The sequence below is a fragment of the Streptomyces sp. NPDC001889 genome, assembly GCF_053594535.1.
Genome location: NZ_JBSFER010000016.1, coordinates 42,208 through 59,573 on the forward strand (window position 1 = coordinate 42,208; position 17,366 = coordinate 59,573).

Below are 17,366 nucleotides of genomic sequence, written 5' to 3' on the forward strand. Positions count from 1 at the left end.
AAGGTCCTGAAAAATTCCTGGGAAGTCATGGCGGGACGCAGGGTCAGCCAGGTCGATCACAGGGAGGCAGCACGGCCCCGGCCCGTTCCGGGGCGACCCGGGGGAAGGGGCGGACTGTTCCAGCGTATGACCAAGGATGCCTCGCTCCAGGCTATAGCACGCACATTCGAATTACGGTGGCCGACGGCCACCTTCACCCGATCGTGTGGCGGGACTATCGTCGGCCGCATGATCGACTACCAGCGCGACCTGGAATCCGTACGCACGGCCACCGAGCGACTCCTCACCGCGGTCGCCGGGCTGGACAGCGCCCGCCTCGCCGGTCCCTCCCGTCTGCCCGGCTGGTCCCGGGGCCATGTGCTGGCCCATGTCTCCCGCAACGCCGACGCCATCGCCCGGGTGCTCCAGGGCCGTCCGATGTACGCGAGCGCCGCCGCCCGGGAGGAGGAGATCGAGCAGGGCGCGGCCCGCCCCCTCGATGTCCAGCTCGCCGATCTGCTCGACAGCGACGCCCGGCTGAGGGCCGTGTCCGCGCTCCCCGCCGACTGGAACCGTACGCTCACTCTGCGCAACGGCGTCACGGACACGGCGGCCCGCGTCCCCTTCCGCAGGCTGGTCGAGGTCGAGCTGCACCATGTCGATCTGGACATCGGCTATGAACTGGAGGACCTCCCCCGGGACTTCCTGCTGCGCGAGATCGCCTTCCTCACCGCCCGCTTCGCCGGTCATCCCGAGGTCCCGCCGGTGAGGCTCGTCGCCCCGGGCGAGCCGGACGACTGGTTCACCGGCGGCGCGACGGGCGATCCGGTGACCGTCAGCGGCACCCCGGCGGCGCTGGTCGGCTGGCTCGCCGGCCGCGGCTTCGGAGCGGAGCCGGCGATCCGCACCGGCGCCCCGGAAGCCGGGCTGCCCGCGCTCCCCCCGCTATAGGCTGCCCCCATGACGTACAGCGGAGTGGTGAACCCCGGTGGCCCCGCGGATGTGCACGAGCTGACCGATCTGATGATCTCCAAGGTCTCGGTGGGCCCGATGGACAACAACGCCTATCTGCTGCGCTGTCGGGCCACCGGTGAGCAGCTGCTGATCGACGCGGCCAACGACGCGCACACCCTGCTGACCCTGATCGGGGCGGACTCCATCGCCTCCGTGGTCACCACCCACCGCCACGGCGACCACTGGCAGGCGCTCGCCGAGGTGGTCGCCGCGACCGGCGCCCGCACCCATGCGGGGGCGTACGACGCGGAGGGCATCCCCGTTCCGACGGATGTCCCGGTCCACGACGGCGATGTCCTGCGCGTCGGCCGGGTCGAGCTGACCGCGCGGCATCTCGTGGGCCACACTCCGGGCTCGATCGTGCTGATCTTCGACGATCCCCACGGCCATCCGCATGTCTTCACCGGCGACTGCCTCTTCCCCGGCGGTGTCGGCAACACCCGCGAGGACCCGGCCGCCTTCGCCGAGCTGCTCGGCGGGGTGGAGGAGAAGCTCTTCGCCGTGCTGCCGGACGAGACCTGGGTCTATCCGGGGCACGGCAGGGACACCACGCTGGGCGCCGAGCGGCCCCGGCTGCCCGAGTGGCGCGCCCGGGGCTGGTGATCCGCGGCCCCCTCCCCCGGTCACGGCGGTGACCGGTGCCGTCCCGCCGCGCTCCTCGCGGGCGGGACGCGGGAGAAGGAAACGGGGAGGAAACCGCGCGGTGCGTTGTATCGGAGCCGAGCGGCCGGAGTCCCACCGGCCCGGGCGAGGAGACAACCGATGCGAAGACGCACCCGTACCGCCCTGGCGGCGCTGCCGCTGGTGCTGGCGGTGACCGTGACCGGCTGTGGGTCGGACGGCGGCGGACCGGGCGGGGCGCCCTCCCCCGACCGGACCTCGGGGGAAGCCACCGGAGGAGCCTCCGGCCGCGCTTCCGGCGAGGGAGAGGGCGGGGGCGGTGGCCCCAGCGCCGAGCCGAGTCCGGACCCTCAGGAGCGAGGCCTCCGGTTCGCCCGGTGCATGAGGAGCAACGGAATAGCCATGGACGACCCCGTGGACGGCCGGCTGACCCTCAGACAGCAGCGCGAGCAGAGCAGGCGGGCCGCCATGGAGAAGGCCATGAAGGCCTGTCGCGCGTATCAGCCGCGCGGAACCGGGGCGGGCGGCTGAGACGGCTCCCCGGGCGGCGGCACCCGGAAACGCCGGTGGGGGCGGACAGCCGCAAGGCCGTCCGCCCCCACCGGGAACCGTGCGTCAGGCTTCGACGCTGTTCTTGTCCTTCGGGGTGTCGCCGGGGCCGTCGTCGTTGCCGCCGCCCTCGGCCAGCTCGCGCTCCCGCTGCTTCTTGGAGGCGATGAGGCTGGTGATCGTGGTGATGATGAGCACACCGCCGATGACCGTGAGGGAGAACGGAATCGAGATCTCCGGGACGTGCACGCCGCTCTCGTGGAGTGCGTGCAACACCAGCTTGACGCCGATGAAGCCGAGGATCGCCGAGAGGCCGTAGCTGAGGTGGACCAGCTTCTTGAGCAGTCCGCCGATGAGGAAGTACAGCTGACGCAGACCCATCAGGGCGAACGCGTTGGCCGTGAAGACGATGTACGGGTCCTGGGTCAGACCGAAGATCGCCGGGATCGAGTCCAGCGCGAAGAGCACATCGGTGGTGCCGATGGCGAGCATGACCACCATCAGCGGGGTCATGATGCGCTTGCCGTTCTTCTGGATGAACAGCTTCGTGCCGTGGTACTGGTCGGCGACGCCGAACTTCTTCTCGATGGACTTGAGGAGGCGGTTCTCCTCCCAGTCCTCTTCCTCGTCGTCGGAGCGCGCCTCCTGGATGAGCTTCCAGGCGGTGTAGATCAGGAACGCGCCGAAGATGTAGAAGACCCACGAGAAGTTGGCGATGATCGCCGCGCCGGCCGCGATGAAGATGGCCCGCAGGACCAGCGCGATGAGCACACCGATCAGCAGCACCCGCTGCTGGAGGTGGGAGGGCACCGAGAACTTCGCCATGATCAGAACGAAGACGAAGAGGTTGTCGACGCTGAGGGATTTCTCGGTGATGAAGCCGGCGAAGAACTCGCCCGAGGCCTGGCTGTTGCCGAAGATCGCCAGACCGATGCCGAAGATCACGGCAAGGACGATCCAGACGATGGTCCAGATTCCGGCTTCCTTGATCGAAACATCATGGGGCTTGCGCCCGATGAAGAAGTCGGCTCCGATGAGGGCACTCAGACCAAGAATGGTCAGCACCCACAGGGTCAATGAAACGTCCACTGCGCCTCCGGCGTCGTACGGCTACTGATCAGCGTCGTCGCTGCCGGAGGTCTCTTCCACCCGAGCAGTCCTTGCCGCTCGAGCCGGCGCCCCGGGATCAATGGTGATCCGTACTGACGAGTACGCCGCAGCCGGGAATACTCCCCTCCGCTCACTGGAGCGTACAGGAGGCTCCAAGCAAAGGTAAAGAGCTTGGTAAAGGAAGATTCAAATCCGCAGGTCAGAGACGCTTCTCAGAAGCTCTGGAAAGAGTCTTTCGGGGGTCTTGGAGAGCCGATGCGGGGCCTCAGCGGCCCCAGGCGCGGCGAGCCGCGGCCACCTGATCGAGCACCTGCCCCAGAACGGCGCTGCCAACCGGCACCGAAAGCGGCTGATACGTCCAGGCGTGGCGCACCCAGGGATCGGCCAGGTGATCGTCCGGAACCGGGGTGATCCGCAGCAGCGACCGCCACAGCGGGTCCAGCACCGGCCCGTACGCGCTCGCGTCCTCACGGTCCGCGACCATCATCAGATGGACGCCGACGGCCGGGCCCTCGTCGGCGAGATAGCGCAACTGGGTGACGGCCCGGTCGTCGAAGCCGTGCGGGAAGTCGTTGACGATCAGCAGCTGCTCCCCGGTGTCCAGATCGGGCGGCAGCGCGTCGGCCGCGCCGGCCCGCACCGCCATGGTCACCAGATCCACCCGCCGGGTGAGCCGGTCGAGCGTCCCGGTGACGCCCCGGGCACCGGCGGCGGGCGGAGCGGCCAGCACCCCCGAGCCGACCAGGGGGGCGAGCGAGGACGCCCCCGTACCGGCGGGGTCGATCACCTGGACCGAGAAGTCCCCGGGCGGGTGGACGGCGAGCAGCCGGGCCGCGTGGGTGACCGCGCAGTCCATGGCGAGCTTCCGCAGCTGGGGCTCGTCCAGGGTCATGGCGGTCTCGGAACCGGCGCGTCCGCTGTCCACCCACAGACCGCGCTCCAGCGGCAGTCTCAGCAGGAACGGAATGAGCAGATCCGGGGCCTCGGGGAGCTGGAGGTCGCCGAGGCGCACCGCCATGGGGGTCTCCATGGGCACCCGGTAGGCGTGCCAGACGGGGTTGTCCCAGCGGGCGAGGGCGGGCGGCAGCGCGGGCTCGACAACCGCCGACTCGTCGCCGAGCTGGACCAGGTCCCGGTCGAGCGCCTGGCGGGCCCGTGCGGTGAGCTCCTGGCACTTGGCGCGGGCGGCCTCCCGGGCGGTGTCCCCGGCCCCGCCGATACGGCCGCGCGGGTCGTTCAGAGCCTGGTCGAGCTCCCGGTCCAGCCGGGTCTCGGCGAAGTCCACGGCGCTGCGGTAGGCGGCGACGGAGCGGGCCAGGTCCTCGAACATGGCCCAGATCTGGTTGTAGAGCCGCTCCTCCATGGACCAGCCGGTGGCGTCACCCGCGACGGGACGGGCGGGACGGCCCGGTTCGGGCGCCGGTGCGGAGGACGGCGGCGGCGGGGGTGGCGGCGGCGGGGCCGAACGGCGGCGCGGATGGGTGTAGCTGATCGGGCCGCCCGGCGCGGTCGGCGGGTCCACGGGGCCGGAGGCCGGCGGACCACCGCCCCGGAGCCCTTCCGGAATCGCGGCATCCGGCCCGGGTGCGGGTGTACGGCCGCTCCGGTCGCCGCCGGCCGCGGGCCGCCCCGGGGCGGGCGGGCCGCCCGGTGAGGAGATCTGGGCGCCGTCGGCGGCGGTGCCGCTACGGAGCGGAGCGGGCTCGGCGCGGGACGGGCGGGGGACGGCCGCCTCCTGGATGCGGGCGGCCCGTTCCCGGGGGCGAGGCAGGCCCTGGTCGCCGAGGAGCTGGGCGAGCCCGCCCGCGTATCCCTGGCCGACCGCGCGCACCTTCCAGGCGCCGTGCCGGCGGTAGAGCTCGACCGCGACCAGCGCGGTCTCGGTGTCCAGCCCCGTGATGGTGAAGCCCGCGACCTCGGTCCCGTCCTGGGCGAGGACCGCGACGAACGGGGCCGCCGTGGCACCGAAGCGGTCCGGGCCCCCGGTGCCGTCGGGCAGCGCGAGCAGCAGGCTGACCTGCTGCGCGGAGGCCGGGACCGCCTCCAGGTCGACGGTGCAGCGAGAGGTGCCGGTGGCGGAGCGGGAGACCTCGACACCGGGCAGCGCCGGGGCGCCGGGGTGCGCGACGGCCTCGTCGCAGACGGTCCCCCGCTCGTCGGTACAGGTGGCACAGACCACGACCGGGTGACCGGCCGAGACGCTGATCACCAGACGGGTGCCGGGCAGTGGATGGTTCTGCCCCCGGACCAGCTCGGCCGTCATCCCCAAGTCCCCCTCGGTGTGCTCGTCGTGGTGCGCGGTCCACATCAGTGGTACAGCCCCCGGCGCCCATGTTGCCTCCGGGAGCCGGACGCGGTCGTCCTGACGGGCCTGACGGGCCCCTGGACACGGGGCCTGCGGTGCGGTGCGGGCCTACAGGTGGGGCAGGATGGACGGAATCAGGTCCTGGAAGGTGCGCCCGTTGGCGGGGTTGCCCATGGCGGTCATCTGCCAGCCGCCGGGGGTGGGCTCCTTGCTGTAGCCCTGGGGACGGCCGTCCTTGACCCGGTGCACCTTCGCCATGATCTGCGCGGTGTAGTGGCCGCCGCCGTCGAGGGTGTAGCGCGCCATCTCCTGGCCGTTGGTCTCGTCGACGATGCGGCAGAAGGCGTTCTTCACCTCCTGGAACGTCTGGCCCGTGAAGGAGTTCACGGTGAAGACGATCTGGTCGATGTGGACGGGCACCCGGGAGAGGTCCACCAGGATCGCCTCGTCGTCACCGCCGGAACCCGCGCCGCCGACCAGGTTGTCGCCGGTGTGTTTCACGGAGCCGTCGTCGCTGACGAGGTGCTGGAAGAAGACGACGTCGACGGGCTGCTTGTCGGCGAAGAGCACGGCCGAGGCGTCGAGGTCGATCTCCTTGGTGCGCGAGCCGAACAGACCGCGCCGGGCGGCGGCCTGCCAGCCGAGCCCCATCCGCACCGCTGTGAGCGTCGCCCCGTCACTCTTCCGCAGGCTGATGGCCTGGCCCTTGGTCATATTGACCGTCACGCGCGTGTCCCCTTCTCCCTGGCGTCTGCCGACGCGCCGCCGGCCGTACGGGCGGCTGCCCAGCACCCTACGCAGTCGCGTCATCGGTGCGGCACGCTTGGCTGGTTTTCGTGTCGTTCTTGCAACACACCTGGTGTGCCGGGTTCCACGGGTGCGGCGCGGACCCGCCACCCGCCGCCGGGAGACCCGGGACGGACCGGGTGCCGGCCCGGGACCGACGGCGGCCGGTGGCCCCGGGCCGGGGCCCGGAGCCGCCGGCCTCAGGCGACCCCCGCCTCCCTCATCTGCCGGAGCTCCTTCTTCAGTTCGCCGACCTCGTCCCGCAGCCGCGCGGCCACCTCGAATTGGAGATCGGCGGCGGCGGCCCGCATCCGCTCGGTCATCTCCTCGATGATTCCGGCCAGCTCGGCACCGGGCCGGTCCGTGAGCGCCCCCGGCTCCTTCTTCCCGCCCTTCGCCGCGCCCCTGGCCTTCCCGCCGAGCGCGGGAACCGGTGCCTTGGCGCCCTTGCCGGCCTTCGGCGCCGCGGGCTTGCGGTAGTCGGTGCCGAGCAGCTCCTCGGTGTCGACCTCCTCACGGGCGATGGTGGCGACGATGTCGTTGATCTTCTTGCGGAGCGGCTGCGGGTCGATGCCCCGTTCCGTGTTGTAGGCGATCTGCTTCTCCCGGCGGCGGTTGGTCTCCTCGATGGCCTTCTCCATCGCCGCGGTGATCTTGTCCGCGTACATATGGACCTGTCCGGAGACATTGCGCGCCGCTCGTCCGATGGTCTGGATCAGCGAGGTGCCCGAGCGCAGGAACCCCTCCTTGTCCGCGTCGAGGATCGCCACCAGGGAGACCTCGGGCAGGTCGAGCCCCTCCCTCAGCAGGTTGATGCCGACCAGGACGTCGTACTCCCCGGCGCGCAGTTCCCGGAGCAGCTCGACCCGGCGCAGGGTGTCGACATCACTGTGGAGATAGCGGACCTGGATGCCCAGTTCGAGGAAGTAGTCGGTGAGGTCCTCGGCCATCTTCTTGGTCAGCGTGGTGACGAGCACCCGCTCGTCCTTCTCGGTGCGGAGCCGGATCTCGTGCACCAGGTCGTCGATCTGCCCCTCGGTGGGCTTGACGACGACCTCCGGGTCGATCAGGCCGGTGGGGCGGATGATCTGCTCCACGAAGCCGTCGCCCCGGGAGAGCTCATAGGTGCCGGGAGTGGCCGACAGATAGACCGTCTGCCCGATCCGCTCGGTGAACTCCTCCCACTTCAGCGGGCGGTTGTCGAGCGCGGACGGCAGCCGGAAACCATGGTCGACCAGGGTCCGCTTGCGCGAGGCGTCGCCCTCGTACATCGCGCCGATCTGGGGCACGGTGACATGCGACTCGTCGATGACCAGCAGGAAGTCCTCGGGGAAGTAGTCGAGGAGCGTGTTGGGGGGGGTGCCGGGGCCGCGGTCGTCGAAGTGCATCGAGTAGTTCTCGATACCGGAGCAGGAGCCGATCTGGCGCATCATCTCCAGGTCGTAGGTGGTGCGCATGCGCAGCCGCTGGGACTCCAGGAGCTTGCCCTGCTTGTCCAGCTCGGCGAGGCGCTGCTCCAGCTCCTTCTCGATGCCGTTGACCGCCTTCTCCAGGCGCTCGGGGCCGGCCACGTAGTGGGTGGCGGGGAAGATGTAGAGCGACTGGTCCTCGCTGAGGATCTCGCCGGTGAGGGGGTGGAGGGTGGAGAGCGCCTCGATCTCGTCCCCGAACATCTCGATCCGGACGGCCAGCTCCTCGTAGACCGGGAAGATCTCGATGGTGTCGCCGCGCACCCGGAAGGTGCCGCGGGCGAACGCCGTGTCGTTGCGCGTGTACTGGATGTCGACGAACCGGCGCAGCAGCTGGTCCCGGTCGATCTCCTCGCCGACCTTGAGCTGCACCATCCGGTCGACGTACTCCTGCGGGGTGCCCAGGCCGTAGATGCAGGAGACGGAGGCGACCACGATCACATCGCGCCGGGTGAGCAGCGAGTTGGTCGCGGAGTGGCGGAGCCGCTCGACCTCCTCGTTGATCGAGGAGTCCTTCTCGATGTAGGTGTCCGACTGGGGGACGTACGCCTCGGGCTGGTAGTAGTCGTAGTACGAGACGAAGTACTCGACGGCGTTGTTGGGCAGCAGCTCGCGGAATTCGTTGGCGAGCTGCGCGGCCAGGGTCTTGTTCGGCGCCATCACCAGGGTGGGGCGCTGGAGCTTCTCGATCATCCAGGCGGTGGTGGCCGACTTTCCGGTGCCGGTCGCACCGAGCAGGACGACATCCTTCTCGCCGGCGCGGACGCGCCGCTCCAGGTCGGCGATGGCCGTGGGCTGGTCGCCGCTGGGCTGGTAGGAGCTGACGACCTCGAAGGGCGCCACCGTACGTTCGATCTTGGAAACGGGCCGCATGAATCCACCGTACGACCCCGCACTGACAACCGGGGGCCGAGCGATGTGCGGCGCCCGGCGCGCAGACCGGTCCAGGCCCGGTGCCGGAGGGCATCGGGCCTGGTCAGCAGGGGTACGGAGCGGGGTTACCAGCCGTCGGAGTACGGCTGGTCACGGCGCGGGAAGCCCTCGGCGGGCCGGCCCGCGGGGGGCTGCACGAAGGGGGGTGCCGCCGCGTACGGGTCCTGGCTCCCGGGCCGCTGCGCGAAGGGCCGGTCCGGGGTGCCGGTCCGCTGGGCGGAGGGCTGGGCCACCGGTCGCCCGGCCGGGACGCCGGGGGCGGTGGCGCCGCGGGACTTCTCCCAGCCGGGCTCCCCCATCACCAGCAGCGGGTCGAACATCACGATCACTCCGGCGAGCAGCAGGAAGACCACCGGTCCGAGCAGCATGGGCGCCAGGAGGGAGGTCGGTGAGTCGCCGGTTCCGGCGGAGCCGAAGCTTCCGTGCAGATGGACGCTGACCGAGGCCATTCCCGTGTAGTGCATTCCGGTCACCGCGACGCCCATCACCAGACTCGCGCCGAGGCTGGCGAGGAAGCCGTGGACCGAGACGGCGGCCCAGAGGGCGGCGGTCGCGGCGACGACGGCGATCACCACGGAGAGGACGACGATCGGCGTGCTGTAGTCGACACGGCCCTGGAACCGCATTCCGGCCATGCCGAGGTAGTGCATGGTGGCGACCCCGAGGCCCATGATCGTGCCGCCGGTGCCGAGCGCCATCACGGTGGCACCGCGGTATCCGACGATGAAGATCCCGATGCCGACCATGACGATGGCGACGCCGAGGCTGGCGAAGGTGATCGGCCGGTCGTAGGTGATGGGGGCCTCGTCGATACTGAAGCCCATCATGGCGATGAAGTGCATGGTCCAGATGCCGGAGCCGATGGAGACGGCGCCCAGGGCGAGCCAGCCGGGTCGGAAGGAACCCTCGGTCCGTACCGATCTCGTCGTACAGCGGAGCCCGAGTGCTCCGCCCAGACAGGCCATCACAAACGCCACCACCGGGGTGACAAGGCCATAGGTGAAGCCGTCGAGGGTTCCTTGCATGCGCTGTTTCCTTCGCTCCCGTGGTCCGGCGGTTCCCTCGCGGTGGTCCCTGTGGCCGCTGGCGGAACGTCTTTTCAGAGGGCGACAGTACGACCTAAAGACCATTTGTCAAACATTTGTATGGCGCTCTATCTCCGGAGAAACCATCAGCTGCGGCGGTCTGGGATGATCTGTTCACGTTTTGGCCACACTTCGCCTGTTCCTCGTTGGCCCGTGGATGTCACTCTCACCCCGTTGCCCACCGCACGCCCTGAGGAGTCACGGTGTACGCACGTCTCATCGCAGCAACGGCCGCCGCCGCTCTCGGCGCGGGCGCGGTCCTGGTGTCGGCCCCCTCGGCCCGGGCCGCCGCCCGGCCCCCCGCCGCCCCGAGCCCCGTCGCACAGAACCAGCCGGCCCGGGCCCACGCGGCCCAGAGCGCCGCCGACCGGGCCGGCGCACCGGGGCCGGCCACCGCCCGGCACGGGGACCCCCTGGTGATCGCCCACCGGGGCGCCTCCGCCTACGCGCCCGAGAACACGCTCGCCGCCGTCGACCTCGCCGACCGGATGGGTTTCGCCTGGGTCGAGAACGACGTCCAGCGCACCAGGGACGGCGAACTGGTCGTCCTGCACGACGACTCGCTGACCCGCACCACGGATGTGGAGCAGCGCTTCCCGGGGCGCGCGCCCTGGAAGGTCAAGGACTTCACCGCGGCCGAGATCGCCACGCTGGACGCGGGCAGCTGGTTCGGCGAGCAGTGGGCCGGGGCCCGGGTGCCCACCCTCACGCAGTATCTGCGGCGGGTCGACCGCAACCATCAGAAGCTGCTGCTGGAGATCAAGCGGCCCGAGCTGTACCCGGGCATCGAGGGGGACACCCTGCGGGTCCTGGGCGAGGAGGGCTGGCTCGACCGCTCCCACGTCAAACGGAAGCTGGTGATCCAGAGCTTCGGGGCGGCCACGGTCGAGGCCGTGCACCGGCAGCGCCCCGATGTCGTCACCGGGTTCCTGGGGACGCCCGCGGTCGCCGACCTGCCGTCGTACGCGGCCTTCGCCGACCAGATCAACCCGTCGCACACCACGATCACCGCCGACTGGGTCGCCGCGGCGCACCGCCTCAAGGGACCGCACGGGAAGCGGCTCCAGGTGCACACCTGGACCGTGAACGACGCGGCGGGGGCGGTGCGCGCCGACGGCTTCGGGGTCGACGGAATCATCACCAACAACCCCGACATCGTGCGGGACGCCGTGGGCTGAGCGGCGGTCCGCCGCCCGGGAACCCCCGCACGGCGCCGGTGCGGCCGGGCACTGTCAGTGCCCGGCCGTACGGTGGTTCCATGAACAGCTTCGAGTGGACCGTGGTGAGCAGCGACATCGGACCCCTGTTCCTCGCCGCGACCGGTCAGGGCCTGGTCTGTGTGGCCTTCCACTCCGAGGGGACGGTCCGGGAGCAGGCGCTGCGCCGGCTGTCGGCCCGGCTCGGGAGCGAGGGCACCGAGTCCGCCTCGGGCCTGCTCGCCGAGCCGATACGGCAGTTCTCGGCCTACTTCCGGGGCGAGCTGCGGGAATTCTCGCTGCCGCTCGACTGGTCGCTGTCGGGCGGCTTCAACCGGCAGGTGCTGCGGGAGCTGGCCTCCGGTGTCCCCTTCGGTGCCGTCGTGGGGTACGGCGAACTGGCCGCGCGGGTCGGTCAGCCGGGTGCGGCGCAGGCCGTGGGGGCCGCGATGGGCTCCAATCCGCTCCCGCTGGTGGTGCCCTGCCACCGGGTGGTGGAGACGGACGGAAAGCTGGGCGGCTTCGGCGGCGGGGTGGAGACCAAGCGGCAACTGCTCGCGCTGGAAGGGGTGCTGCCGCGACCGCTGTTCTGAGAGACCTCAGAGATCCCTCCGAGATCCCTCCGGGAGACCTCAGCCAGACCTCTGGCAGACCACGACCCGGACAGCTCCGGCGCGGGGTTTCGGTGCTGTCACGGCGGCTGGCACACTGCGCGAGTGAGCATCAGACCTGACACATCTGACATATCCGGTTCCGGAGAACCGGGCCCCCCGGCGGCCCCGATGCCGCCCGGCCCGGGCCGGACCCCGGCGGGCGGGCCGCTGCCGGAGGGCGGGCTGCCCGCGCTGCGCCGCCGGACCACCGCCGTCCTCGTGCTGAGTCAGATTCTCGGCGGGCTCGGCGTCGCCACCGGGATCGCACCGGCCGCCCTGCTGGCCGAGGAGGTCAGCGGCAGGGCCGCGCTCTCGGGGCTGGCGCCGACGGCCACCGTCACCGGCACGGCGCTGCTCTCCGTGCCACTGGCCGCGCTGATGACCGCCCGGGGCCGGCGGCCCGGGCTGGTCCTCGCCTACACGATCGGCGCGCTCGGCGCGGCGGTGGTGGTCATCGGGGCCGCCGTGGAGAGCTTTCCCCTGCTGCTCATCGGCATGGCCGCGTTCGGTGCCGGCTCCTCGGCGAACCTCCAGGCGCGGTTCGCCGCCGCCGATCTGGCCGTACCCGAACGGCGTGGGCGGGCGATCTCCCTGGTCGTCTGGGCGACCACGTTCGGTGCGGTGCTCGGGCCCAACCTCACGGCCCCGGCGGGCCGCACCGTCTCCGGTCTGGGCATTCCGCCCGAGGCCGGGCCGTTCGTCTGGGCGGCCGGAGTGTTCCTGCTGGCCGCCGTGCTGGTGCAGTCGCTGATGCGCCCCGATCCGCTGATCACCGCGCGGGCCCTCTCCCCCGGCGACCACACGCCCGGGGGACGCTCGCTGCGGGCCGGAATCAGGGCGGTCGGGGAGTCACCGATGGCCCGGCTGGCCCTGATCACCCTGGCCGTCTCGCACGCCGCGATGGTGGCGATCATGTCGATGACCCCGCTGGCGCTCAGCGGGCACGGCGCGGACATCGAGCTGATCGGCCTGGTCATCAGCGGCCATATCGCGGGGATGTACGCCTTCTCGCCGGTGATGGGATGGCTGGCGGACCGGTTCGGCCGGCTCACCGTGGTGGGACTCGCGGCGGGGTTCCTGGCCGCCGCGGCCCTCTTCGCCGGTACGGCGGGCCCCAGCCACACCCGGGTCGCCCTCGGGCTGTTCCTGCTCGGACTCGGCTGGTCGGCGGGGATGGTGGCCGGATCGGCGCTGCTCACGGACTCCGTGCCGCAGCCCGCGCGCGCGGCGGCCCAGGGGGTGTCCGATCTCGCGATGAACACGGCGGCGGGTGTCAGCGGTGTGCTGGCCGGGCTGATCGTCGCCAGGGCGGGGTACGACTGGCTCAATCTGGCCGGCGCCCTGCTCCTGCTGCCGATGGCCGCCCTGGCGGTCCGCCGGGCGGTCCGCGGGCCGGGCCCCGGGAGTCCGTGACGGGATTTCCGCGCGGGTGCGGGAACAGGCGTCCGGATCGGGGGTTTGGGCGGCTCGCCCGTGTGCCAGGGATGGGACATGCTGTGCACCGAGGTGTCCGAGGAAGTACGGGAGACACTCGCCGCCCACCGGCCCGTTGCGGCCGCTGAGGCGACGATCGTCCCCCAGGGTCCGCCCCGCCCGCCCGAACGGGCCGTGGCGGTCGAGCCGGAGGGGCGTACGCGCTCCCGGGGCAGCGCCCCCGCGACCGTCACCGCCCCCGGCGGCCGGGGCCTCGGCGAGACCCCGGCCTTATGCCGTGCGGCGGAGCTGTGACCGGGGACGCCCCGGTGGCGGGGAGGGCCGGTGGAGCACCCGCGCTGCTCGTCATCGGCGATGTGGTGACCGATATCCTCGCCCGGCATCCGGAGCCGCTGGCCCCGGGCACCGACACCCCCGCCCGCATCCGCATCCTCCCCGGTGGCGCCGGGGCCAATGTGGCCTGCTGGGCCGCCCACTGGGGCCTGTCCGATGTACGGCTGCTGGGTCGCGTCGGCCGGGAGGACGCCGGGTGGCACGAGGAGCGGCTGCGGTCCGCCGGAGTCCGCCCGCGGCTCATCCCCGACGACACCGCCCCGACCACGACCGTGATCGTGCTGGTCGACGCGAACGCCGAGCCCACCTTCCTCACGGACAGCGGCACGGTGCTGCGCTTCTCCCCCGCCGACTGGTCACCCGCGCTGCTGGAGGGGGTCGGCCATCTCCATCTCTCCGGGTATCTGTTCTTCTCCGGCACCGGACGCCAGCTGGCGCGGCTCGCCGTGCGGTCGGCCCGCTCGCTCGGCATCCCGGTGAGTGTCGACCCCGCGTCCACGGGCTTCATCGAGGCCCTCGGCGCGGACCGGCTGCTGTCCGCCTACGACGGGGTGGATGTCCTGCTTCCCAATGCCGGCGAGGCGCGCAGTCTCACCGGGCTCTCCGACCCCGCCGCGGCTGTCACGGCCCTGAGCAGGAGGTTCCCGCTGGCCGTCGTCACCCTGGGCGCGGAGGGCGCGCTGGTGGCGGACTCCGGCGGGCTCAGCGCCCGGGTGCTGGCGCCCACGTCCCTGGCGGTGGACACCACGGGTGCCGGGGACGCCTTCACCGGTGCCTTCCTGACCGCCCGGCTCCGGGGCGCGGACGCGCCGGCCGCGGCGGCCGAGGGGTGCAGGGCGGGGGCGGAGTCGGTCAGGGTGATCGGCGGCAGGCCCGACGGGCCCGCCGCGCCGCCGAGCGGCGGCCTGCCCCGCCAGGACCTCCAGGACCTCACCGACCGGCCCGTTCAGTGAAAGCCGCTCCACGCCGGATGGCGCGGGTCGTCCGCCCGGACCAGGGCGTCCACCGCTCCCTCCGGCGGCACTTCCTCCTCGTACCGCCGGAACGCGGGCAGGGTCCACTGCTCCTCCGCCGCCGTGCGGCGCCGCAGCGCCCCCTCCGACAGCCGTATCCGCACGGTCAGGTCGAAGGGGAACCACTGGCCCAGCAGAAACGGCCCGTACAGCAGCAGCACACCGCCGGCCGGCAGGGCCACCCGTGCGCTGCGGGTCGCCCGGTCGGTCAGGGGGTCCCGGAGGTCGGGCAGGACCAGACCACTGCCATCCGGCTCCAGCGGGCCGAAGACCTCGCGCCGGAGGGTACCGGTGTCGAACCAGTCGCTGTAGTACGCGTCGGGGTCGTCGCGCCCGTACTCGTACCGCAGTGAGGCGGGGCGGAGAAAGCCGTCGGTGCCGATGGCGAGGCTGTCGCGCCCGCGCAGCCGCAGGGCCTCGCCGAGCCGCTCGGCGAACTCCCCGCACCGCGCGGCGGGCGGCCCGTCCAGCCCGACGCGGGGCCAGGGCCCGCCCCCGGCCACCGGTGTCCGGAGAACCTCGTCGGCCACGGCATCGGTCAGCCGCTCCCAGGTGATCGCTTCGAGTCTCACCGGTTCATCATCGTCCGGGCCGGTGCCGGGGGTGGCGGCCACGCGCCACGGCGCGGCACCGGTGCCGGGTCCGAGGCGCCTACTCCCCCGCGCAGGACGGTGCTTCCACACCCACGGAGAGGGGACTGCCCTTCGGCAGCACATAGGTCGCGTAGAGCACCACCGGTTCGGTGCCGAGGTTCCGGCCGACGTGGCGGTGGTCCTCTCCGGAGGGCTCGACGAAGGCGGAGCCCGCCGGGGCCACTTCGACCGAGCAGTCCTCAAGGGTCCGGGTCAGTGTCCCGGACTGCACGACGACCAGCATGTGGCCGTCGTGGTAGTGCCACCCGGTCGAGCCGCCCGGGTCGATGACGATGGTCCGGACGACGACATCGGAGCGTCCCCTGGCCCTCAGCTTGAGCCTCTTCTCGGAGACGCCCTGTGCGAGCACCGTGCCGGTGACGCCATGACCGGAGGTGACGCCCGCGGCGGACGGGACGGACGAGGTCAGCCCCAGGAAGGCGGCGAGCAGCACCGCGCCCCGCGAGCGCCCTTGTCGTCCTATTCGCCTCAGCCTGTTCTTCAACCCCACGGAGCCCTCCCCAGTTCTTCGGCATGGCAGAGGCGTTCCCCTGCGAACGCCCCACACCGGCCGCCGCCGAAGACGGGCACGCTACCGAAACCGGAACCCGGGCGAGGGGGAATCGGCCAGAAGGGAACTTCCCGCCGGGAAAGGGGACTTGGGGCGGGCGCCGGCGGCAGGAGCGAGCCCGGGACAGAGGCTGTCCCGGACCCGTCGCTCCCGGGGAAACCACGGCGGGGGAAGGCGGAGGCCAGGTCGTGACGCGCTTGGTCTTGACGCACTTCTCCACTGCGATGATCTGATGGGGTTTCGCTGCACGATCAAGCCGCCAGGACTCTCATCAGGCACTCGATCGCGCGCGGGAGCACCTGCGCACCTGCGCGTCTGCGACGGGTTCCCGCTTCTCCTCCGTCCGGCCCCTTCACACCTCTTGGGAAGTAAGCACCATGGAGACAGCTGTCATCGCGGTCATCGGCACACTGCTCGGCTCGGTGATCACCCATGTGTTCCAGAGCAGGACGACCGAGCGGGTCGCCGCGCTCACCCGCGCCGAACAGCTGCGCCAGGACCGGATCGCCGCGTACAGCGCCTTCGCGGGCGCCCTGGTGGACTACCGGCGCGGCCAGAACGACCGCTGGCACCGCGCGCTGGACGCCCCGGGCAGCCCGGCGGCCGAGGAGGCCAGGATCGGCTCCTACCAACTGCGCTCCAGCGCCCATCAGGCGCTGGTGAGGGTCCAGTTGGTGTGTGACGACGCCCAGACACTGGAGCTCGCCTCGGCGGCCTTCGAGGTGACGAACTGCATGCACGAGGCGCCGGACGAGGACGACCGCTCCCAGCGCTCGGAGCAGGCACGTGAGACGCTGTCGGAGTTCATCGAGGCGGCGGCCCCGAGCGTGCGCTGAACCGCCCCCGCCCCCGCCCCCGCCCCCGCCCCCGCTTCCGCTCCGGCCCGGGCCCCGGCTGCCGGCGCGCCCGGAGCCGCGCGGACCGGTGACGCGCGCACGGCCCAGTGCTCAGCTCTCGGCCCGGCGGCTCCCGCGTCCGTGGCGGAGGAGCGCCGTACCGGCCAGCAGCAGGGCAGCGCCCGCGGGCACCGCGTAACCGACTCCGTCGCCGGTTCCCGTCTCGGCGAGCACCCGGGTGGGTCCGGACGCAGGTGAGGGCCCGGAGTCGGCGGGGGTGACGGCCGCCGGCGCCTCCGGCTCGCGCGGGGGCACGGCGGTCTCCGGCGGCGGGACGGTCTTCGGCGGGGTGACGGGTGCCGGGCGGGTGGGCGGCTTGGGGGCGGTCGGCTCGGCGGGGACGTTGGCCGAGGTGTTGCCCACGGCGGGGTTGAGGAGGCCGACCGCGTTGACCGAGTTGCCCGTGACATTGACGGGCAGATCGATGGGGAGCTGGAGGCTGTTCCCGGAGTCCACTCCCGGGGAGTTCGCCGCGCCTCCCTGGGCGACGGCTCCGCCGCCGTTCGCCGAGGAGCCCGGCGGGGGCTGGTCGCCGCGCGAGGTGTTCTCGCAGGTGTTGCCGGCGGCCGGGTTGAGCAGGCCGACCACATTGACCGTGTTGCCGCAGACGCTGACCGGCAGATGGACCGGCAGCTGCACCGTGTTTCCCGAGATCACCCCGGGCGAACCGGCCGTGCCGCCGTCGGCGACGGCGTCGGCCTGGGCCGGTCCGGCCATCGCGAGCGCGCCGCCCGTGAGCATCACGGTGGCCAGACCTCTTCGGTGGAGCTGCCTCATGGGGTTTCCT

17 protein-coding genes are annotated in these 17,366 nt (G+C 72.0%); 9 read left to right on the forward strand and 8 right to left on the reverse strand.

Annotated elements, in window-relative coordinates:
- Positions 1-228: 228 nt before the first annotated feature.
- From ACWCRA_RS19700 to ACWCRA_RS19710, 3 genes are all read left to right on the forward strand, one after another.
- Positions 229-930: a maleylpyruvate isomerase family mycothiol-dependent enzyme gene (locus ACWCRA_RS19700; RefSeq protein ID WP_351549094.1), complete on the forward strand. Its 702-nt coding sequence runs from the start codon at positions 229-231 to the stop codon at positions 928-930.
- Between the two features lie 9 nt (positions 931-939).
- Positions 940-1,596 (forward strand): MBL fold metallo-hydrolase, encoded by a 657-nt coding sequence (locus ACWCRA_RS19705; RefSeq protein WP_351549097.1) that lies wholly within the window; start codon positions 940-942, stop codon positions 1,594-1,596.
- Positions 1,597-1,755: 159 nt separating this feature from the next.
- Positions 1,756-2,145, forward strand: coding sequence for a hypothetical protein (locus ACWCRA_RS19710; RefSeq protein WP_451068167.1), 390 nt, complete (start codon positions 1,756-1,758; stop codon positions 2,143-2,145).
- 84 nt (positions 2,146-2,229) lie between these two features.
- Here the strand turns inward: ACWCRA_RS19710 and ACWCRA_RS19715 are convergent, their stop codons facing one another.
- The 5 genes from ACWCRA_RS19715 to ACWCRA_RS19735 form a co-directional block, all read right to left on the reverse strand.
- The gene (locus tag ACWCRA_RS19715) at positions 2,230-3,252 is read right to left on the reverse strand and encodes a TerC family protein (RefSeq protein WP_351549103.1); all 1,023 of its coding nucleotides are present in this window, start codon (positions 3,250-3,252) and stop codon (positions 2,230-2,232) included.
- 286 nt (positions 3,253-3,538) lie between these two features.
- The gene (locus ACWCRA_RS19720; protein ID WP_451068222.1) at positions 3,539-5,536 is read right to left on the reverse strand and encodes a TerD family protein; all 1,998 of its coding nucleotides are present in this window, start codon (positions 5,534-5,536) and stop codon (positions 3,539-3,541) included.
- Between the two features lie 150 nt (positions 5,537-5,686).
- Positions 5,687-6,304 (reverse strand): TerD family protein, encoded by a 618-nt coding sequence (locus ACWCRA_RS19725; RefSeq protein WP_351549189.1) that lies wholly within the window; start codon positions 6,302-6,304, stop codon positions 5,687-5,689.
- A 260-nt stretch (positions 6,305-6,564) separates the two neighbouring features.
- Entirely contained in the window at positions 6,565-8,706 is a 2,142-nt protein-coding gene (uvrB, locus tag ACWCRA_RS19730) for an excinuclease ABC subunit UvrB (RefSeq protein ID WP_351549106.1), read from the reverse strand.
- A gap of 125 nt (positions 8,707-8,831) precedes the next feature.
- On the reverse strand, positions 8,832-9,791 hold the full coding sequence (locus ACWCRA_RS19735; protein ID WP_451068168.1) for an MHYT domain-containing protein: 960 nt from the start codon (positions 9,789-9,791) through the stop codon (positions 8,832-8,834).
- 263 nt (positions 9,792-10,054) lie between these two features.
- On the opposite strand from ACWCRA_RS19735, the gene ACWCRA_RS19740 reads away from it, so the two are divergent.
- The 5 genes from ACWCRA_RS19740 to ACWCRA_RS19760 all read left to right on the forward strand — a co-directional run bounded on the left by ACWCRA_RS19740 (position 10,055) and on the right by ACWCRA_RS19760 (position 14,420).
- Positions 10,055-11,029, forward strand: a complete 975-nt coding sequence (locus tag ACWCRA_RS19740; RefSeq protein WP_451068169.1) for a glycerophosphodiester phosphodiesterase — start codon at positions 10,055-10,057, stop codon at positions 11,027-11,029.
- Positions 11,030-11,109: 80 nt separating this feature from the next.
- Positions 11,110-11,640 (forward strand): methylated-DNA--[protein]-cysteine S-methyltransferase, encoded by a 531-nt coding sequence (locus ACWCRA_RS19745; RefSeq protein WP_451068170.1) that lies wholly within the window; start codon positions 11,110-11,112, stop codon positions 11,638-11,640.
- A gap of 189 nt (positions 11,641-11,829) precedes the next feature.
- Complete coding sequence (locus ACWCRA_RS19750) at positions 11,830-13,113, forward strand: MFS transporter (protein ID WP_351549192.1); 1,284 nt, start codon at positions 11,830-11,832, stop codon at positions 13,111-13,113.
- A 78-nt stretch (positions 13,114-13,191) separates the two neighbouring features.
- On the forward strand, positions 13,192-13,428 hold the full coding sequence (locus ACWCRA_RS19755) for a pseudouridine-5'-phosphate glycosidase (protein ID WP_351549117.1): 237 nt from the start codon (positions 13,192-13,194) through the stop codon (positions 13,426-13,428).
- Entirely contained in the window at positions 13,407-14,420 is a 1,014-nt protein-coding gene (locus ACWCRA_RS19760) for a carbohydrate kinase family protein (RefSeq protein WP_451068171.1), read from the forward strand. The genes ACWCRA_RS19755 and ACWCRA_RS19760 overlap by 22 nt, the downstream gene beginning before the upstream one ends.
- On the opposite strand, the gene ACWCRA_RS19765 is transcribed toward ACWCRA_RS19760, so the two are convergent.
- Together ACWCRA_RS19765 and ACWCRA_RS19770 are read right to left on the reverse strand one after the other, a co-directional pair.
- Complete coding sequence (locus ACWCRA_RS19765) at positions 14,414-15,052, reverse strand: uridine kinase (protein ID WP_451068172.1); 639 nt, start codon at positions 15,050-15,052, stop codon at positions 14,414-14,416. The two genes, ACWCRA_RS19760 and ACWCRA_RS19765, sit on opposite strands and share 7 nt — an antisense overlap.
- A 79-nt stretch (positions 15,053-15,131) precedes the next feature.
- Positions 15,132-15,617: a cupin domain-containing protein gene (locus ACWCRA_RS19770; RefSeq protein ID WP_451068223.1), complete on the reverse strand. Its 486-nt coding sequence runs from the start codon at positions 15,615-15,617 to the stop codon at positions 15,132-15,134.
- A 443-nt stretch (positions 15,618-16,060) separates the two neighbouring features.
- Here ACWCRA_RS19770 and ACWCRA_RS19775 point away from each other — a divergent pair, with 443 nt between their 5' ends.
- The gene (locus ACWCRA_RS19775; protein WP_351549126.1) at positions 16,061-16,519 is read left to right on the forward strand and encodes a hypothetical protein; all 459 of its coding nucleotides are present in this window, start codon (positions 16,061-16,063) and stop codon (positions 16,517-16,519) included.
- A 111-nt stretch (positions 16,520-16,630) separates the two neighbouring features.
- Here ACWCRA_RS19775 and ACWCRA_RS19780 read toward each other — a convergent pair whose 3' ends face one another.
- Positions 16,631-17,356 carry a chaplin family protein gene (locus ACWCRA_RS19780; protein ID WP_451068173.1) on the reverse strand — a complete coding sequence of 242 codons (726 nt, stop codon included), beginning with the start codon at positions 17,354-17,356 and terminating at the stop codon, positions 16,631-16,633.
- Positions 17,357-17,366: the final 10 nt, after the last annotated feature.

What these genes read in the sequence shown, in the direction of transcription:
- ACWCRA_RS19700 (WP_351549094.1), top strand. Translation starts at nt 229, where the DNA reads ATGATCGACTACCAGCGCGACCTGGAATCCGTACGCACGGCCACCGAG.
- ACWCRA_RS19705 (WP_351549097.1), top strand. Translation starts at nt 940, where the DNA reads ATGACGTACAGCGGAGTGGTGAACCCCGGTGGCCCCGCGGATGTGCAC.
- ACWCRA_RS19710 (WP_451068167.1), top strand. Translation starts at nt 1,756, where the DNA reads ATGCGAAGACGCACCCGTACCGCCCTGGCGGCGCTGCCGCTGGTGCTG.
- ACWCRA_RS19720 (WP_451068222.1), bottom strand. Translation starts at nt 5,536, where the DNA reads ATGACGGCCGAGCTGGTCCGGGGGCAGAACCATCCACTGCCCGGCACC.
- uvrB (WP_351549106.1), bottom strand. Translation starts at nt 8,706, where the DNA reads ATGCGGCCCGTTTCCAAGATCGAACGTACGGTGGCGCCCTTCGAGGTC.
- ACWCRA_RS19735 (WP_451068168.1), bottom strand. Translation starts at nt 9,791, where the DNA reads ATGCAAGGAACCCTCGACGGCTTCACCTATGGCCTTGTCACCCCGGTG.
- ACWCRA_RS19745 (WP_451068170.1), top strand. Translation starts at nt 11,110, where the DNA reads ATGAACAGCTTCGAGTGGACCGTGGTGAGCAGCGACATCGGACCCCTG.
- ACWCRA_RS19750 (WP_351549192.1), top strand. Translation starts at nt 11,830, where the DNA reads ATGCCGCCCGGCCCGGGCCGGACCCCGGCGGGCGGGCCGCTGCCGGAG.
- ACWCRA_RS19755 (WP_351549117.1), top strand. Translation starts at nt 13,192, where the DNA reads ATGCTGTGCACCGAGGTGTCCGAGGAAGTACGGGAGACACTCGCCGCC.
- ACWCRA_RS19760 (WP_451068171.1), top strand. Translation starts at nt 13,407, where the DNA reads ATGCCGTGCGGCGGAGCTGTGACCGGGGACGCCCCGGTGGCGGGGAGG.
- ACWCRA_RS19775 (WP_351549126.1), top strand. Translation starts at nt 16,061, where the DNA reads ATGGAGACAGCTGTCATCGCGGTCATCGGCACACTGCTCGGCTCGGTG.
- ACWCRA_RS19780 (WP_451068173.1), bottom strand. Translation starts at nt 17,356, where the DNA reads ATGAGGCAGCTCCACCGAAGAGGTCTGGCCACCGTGATGCTCACGGGC.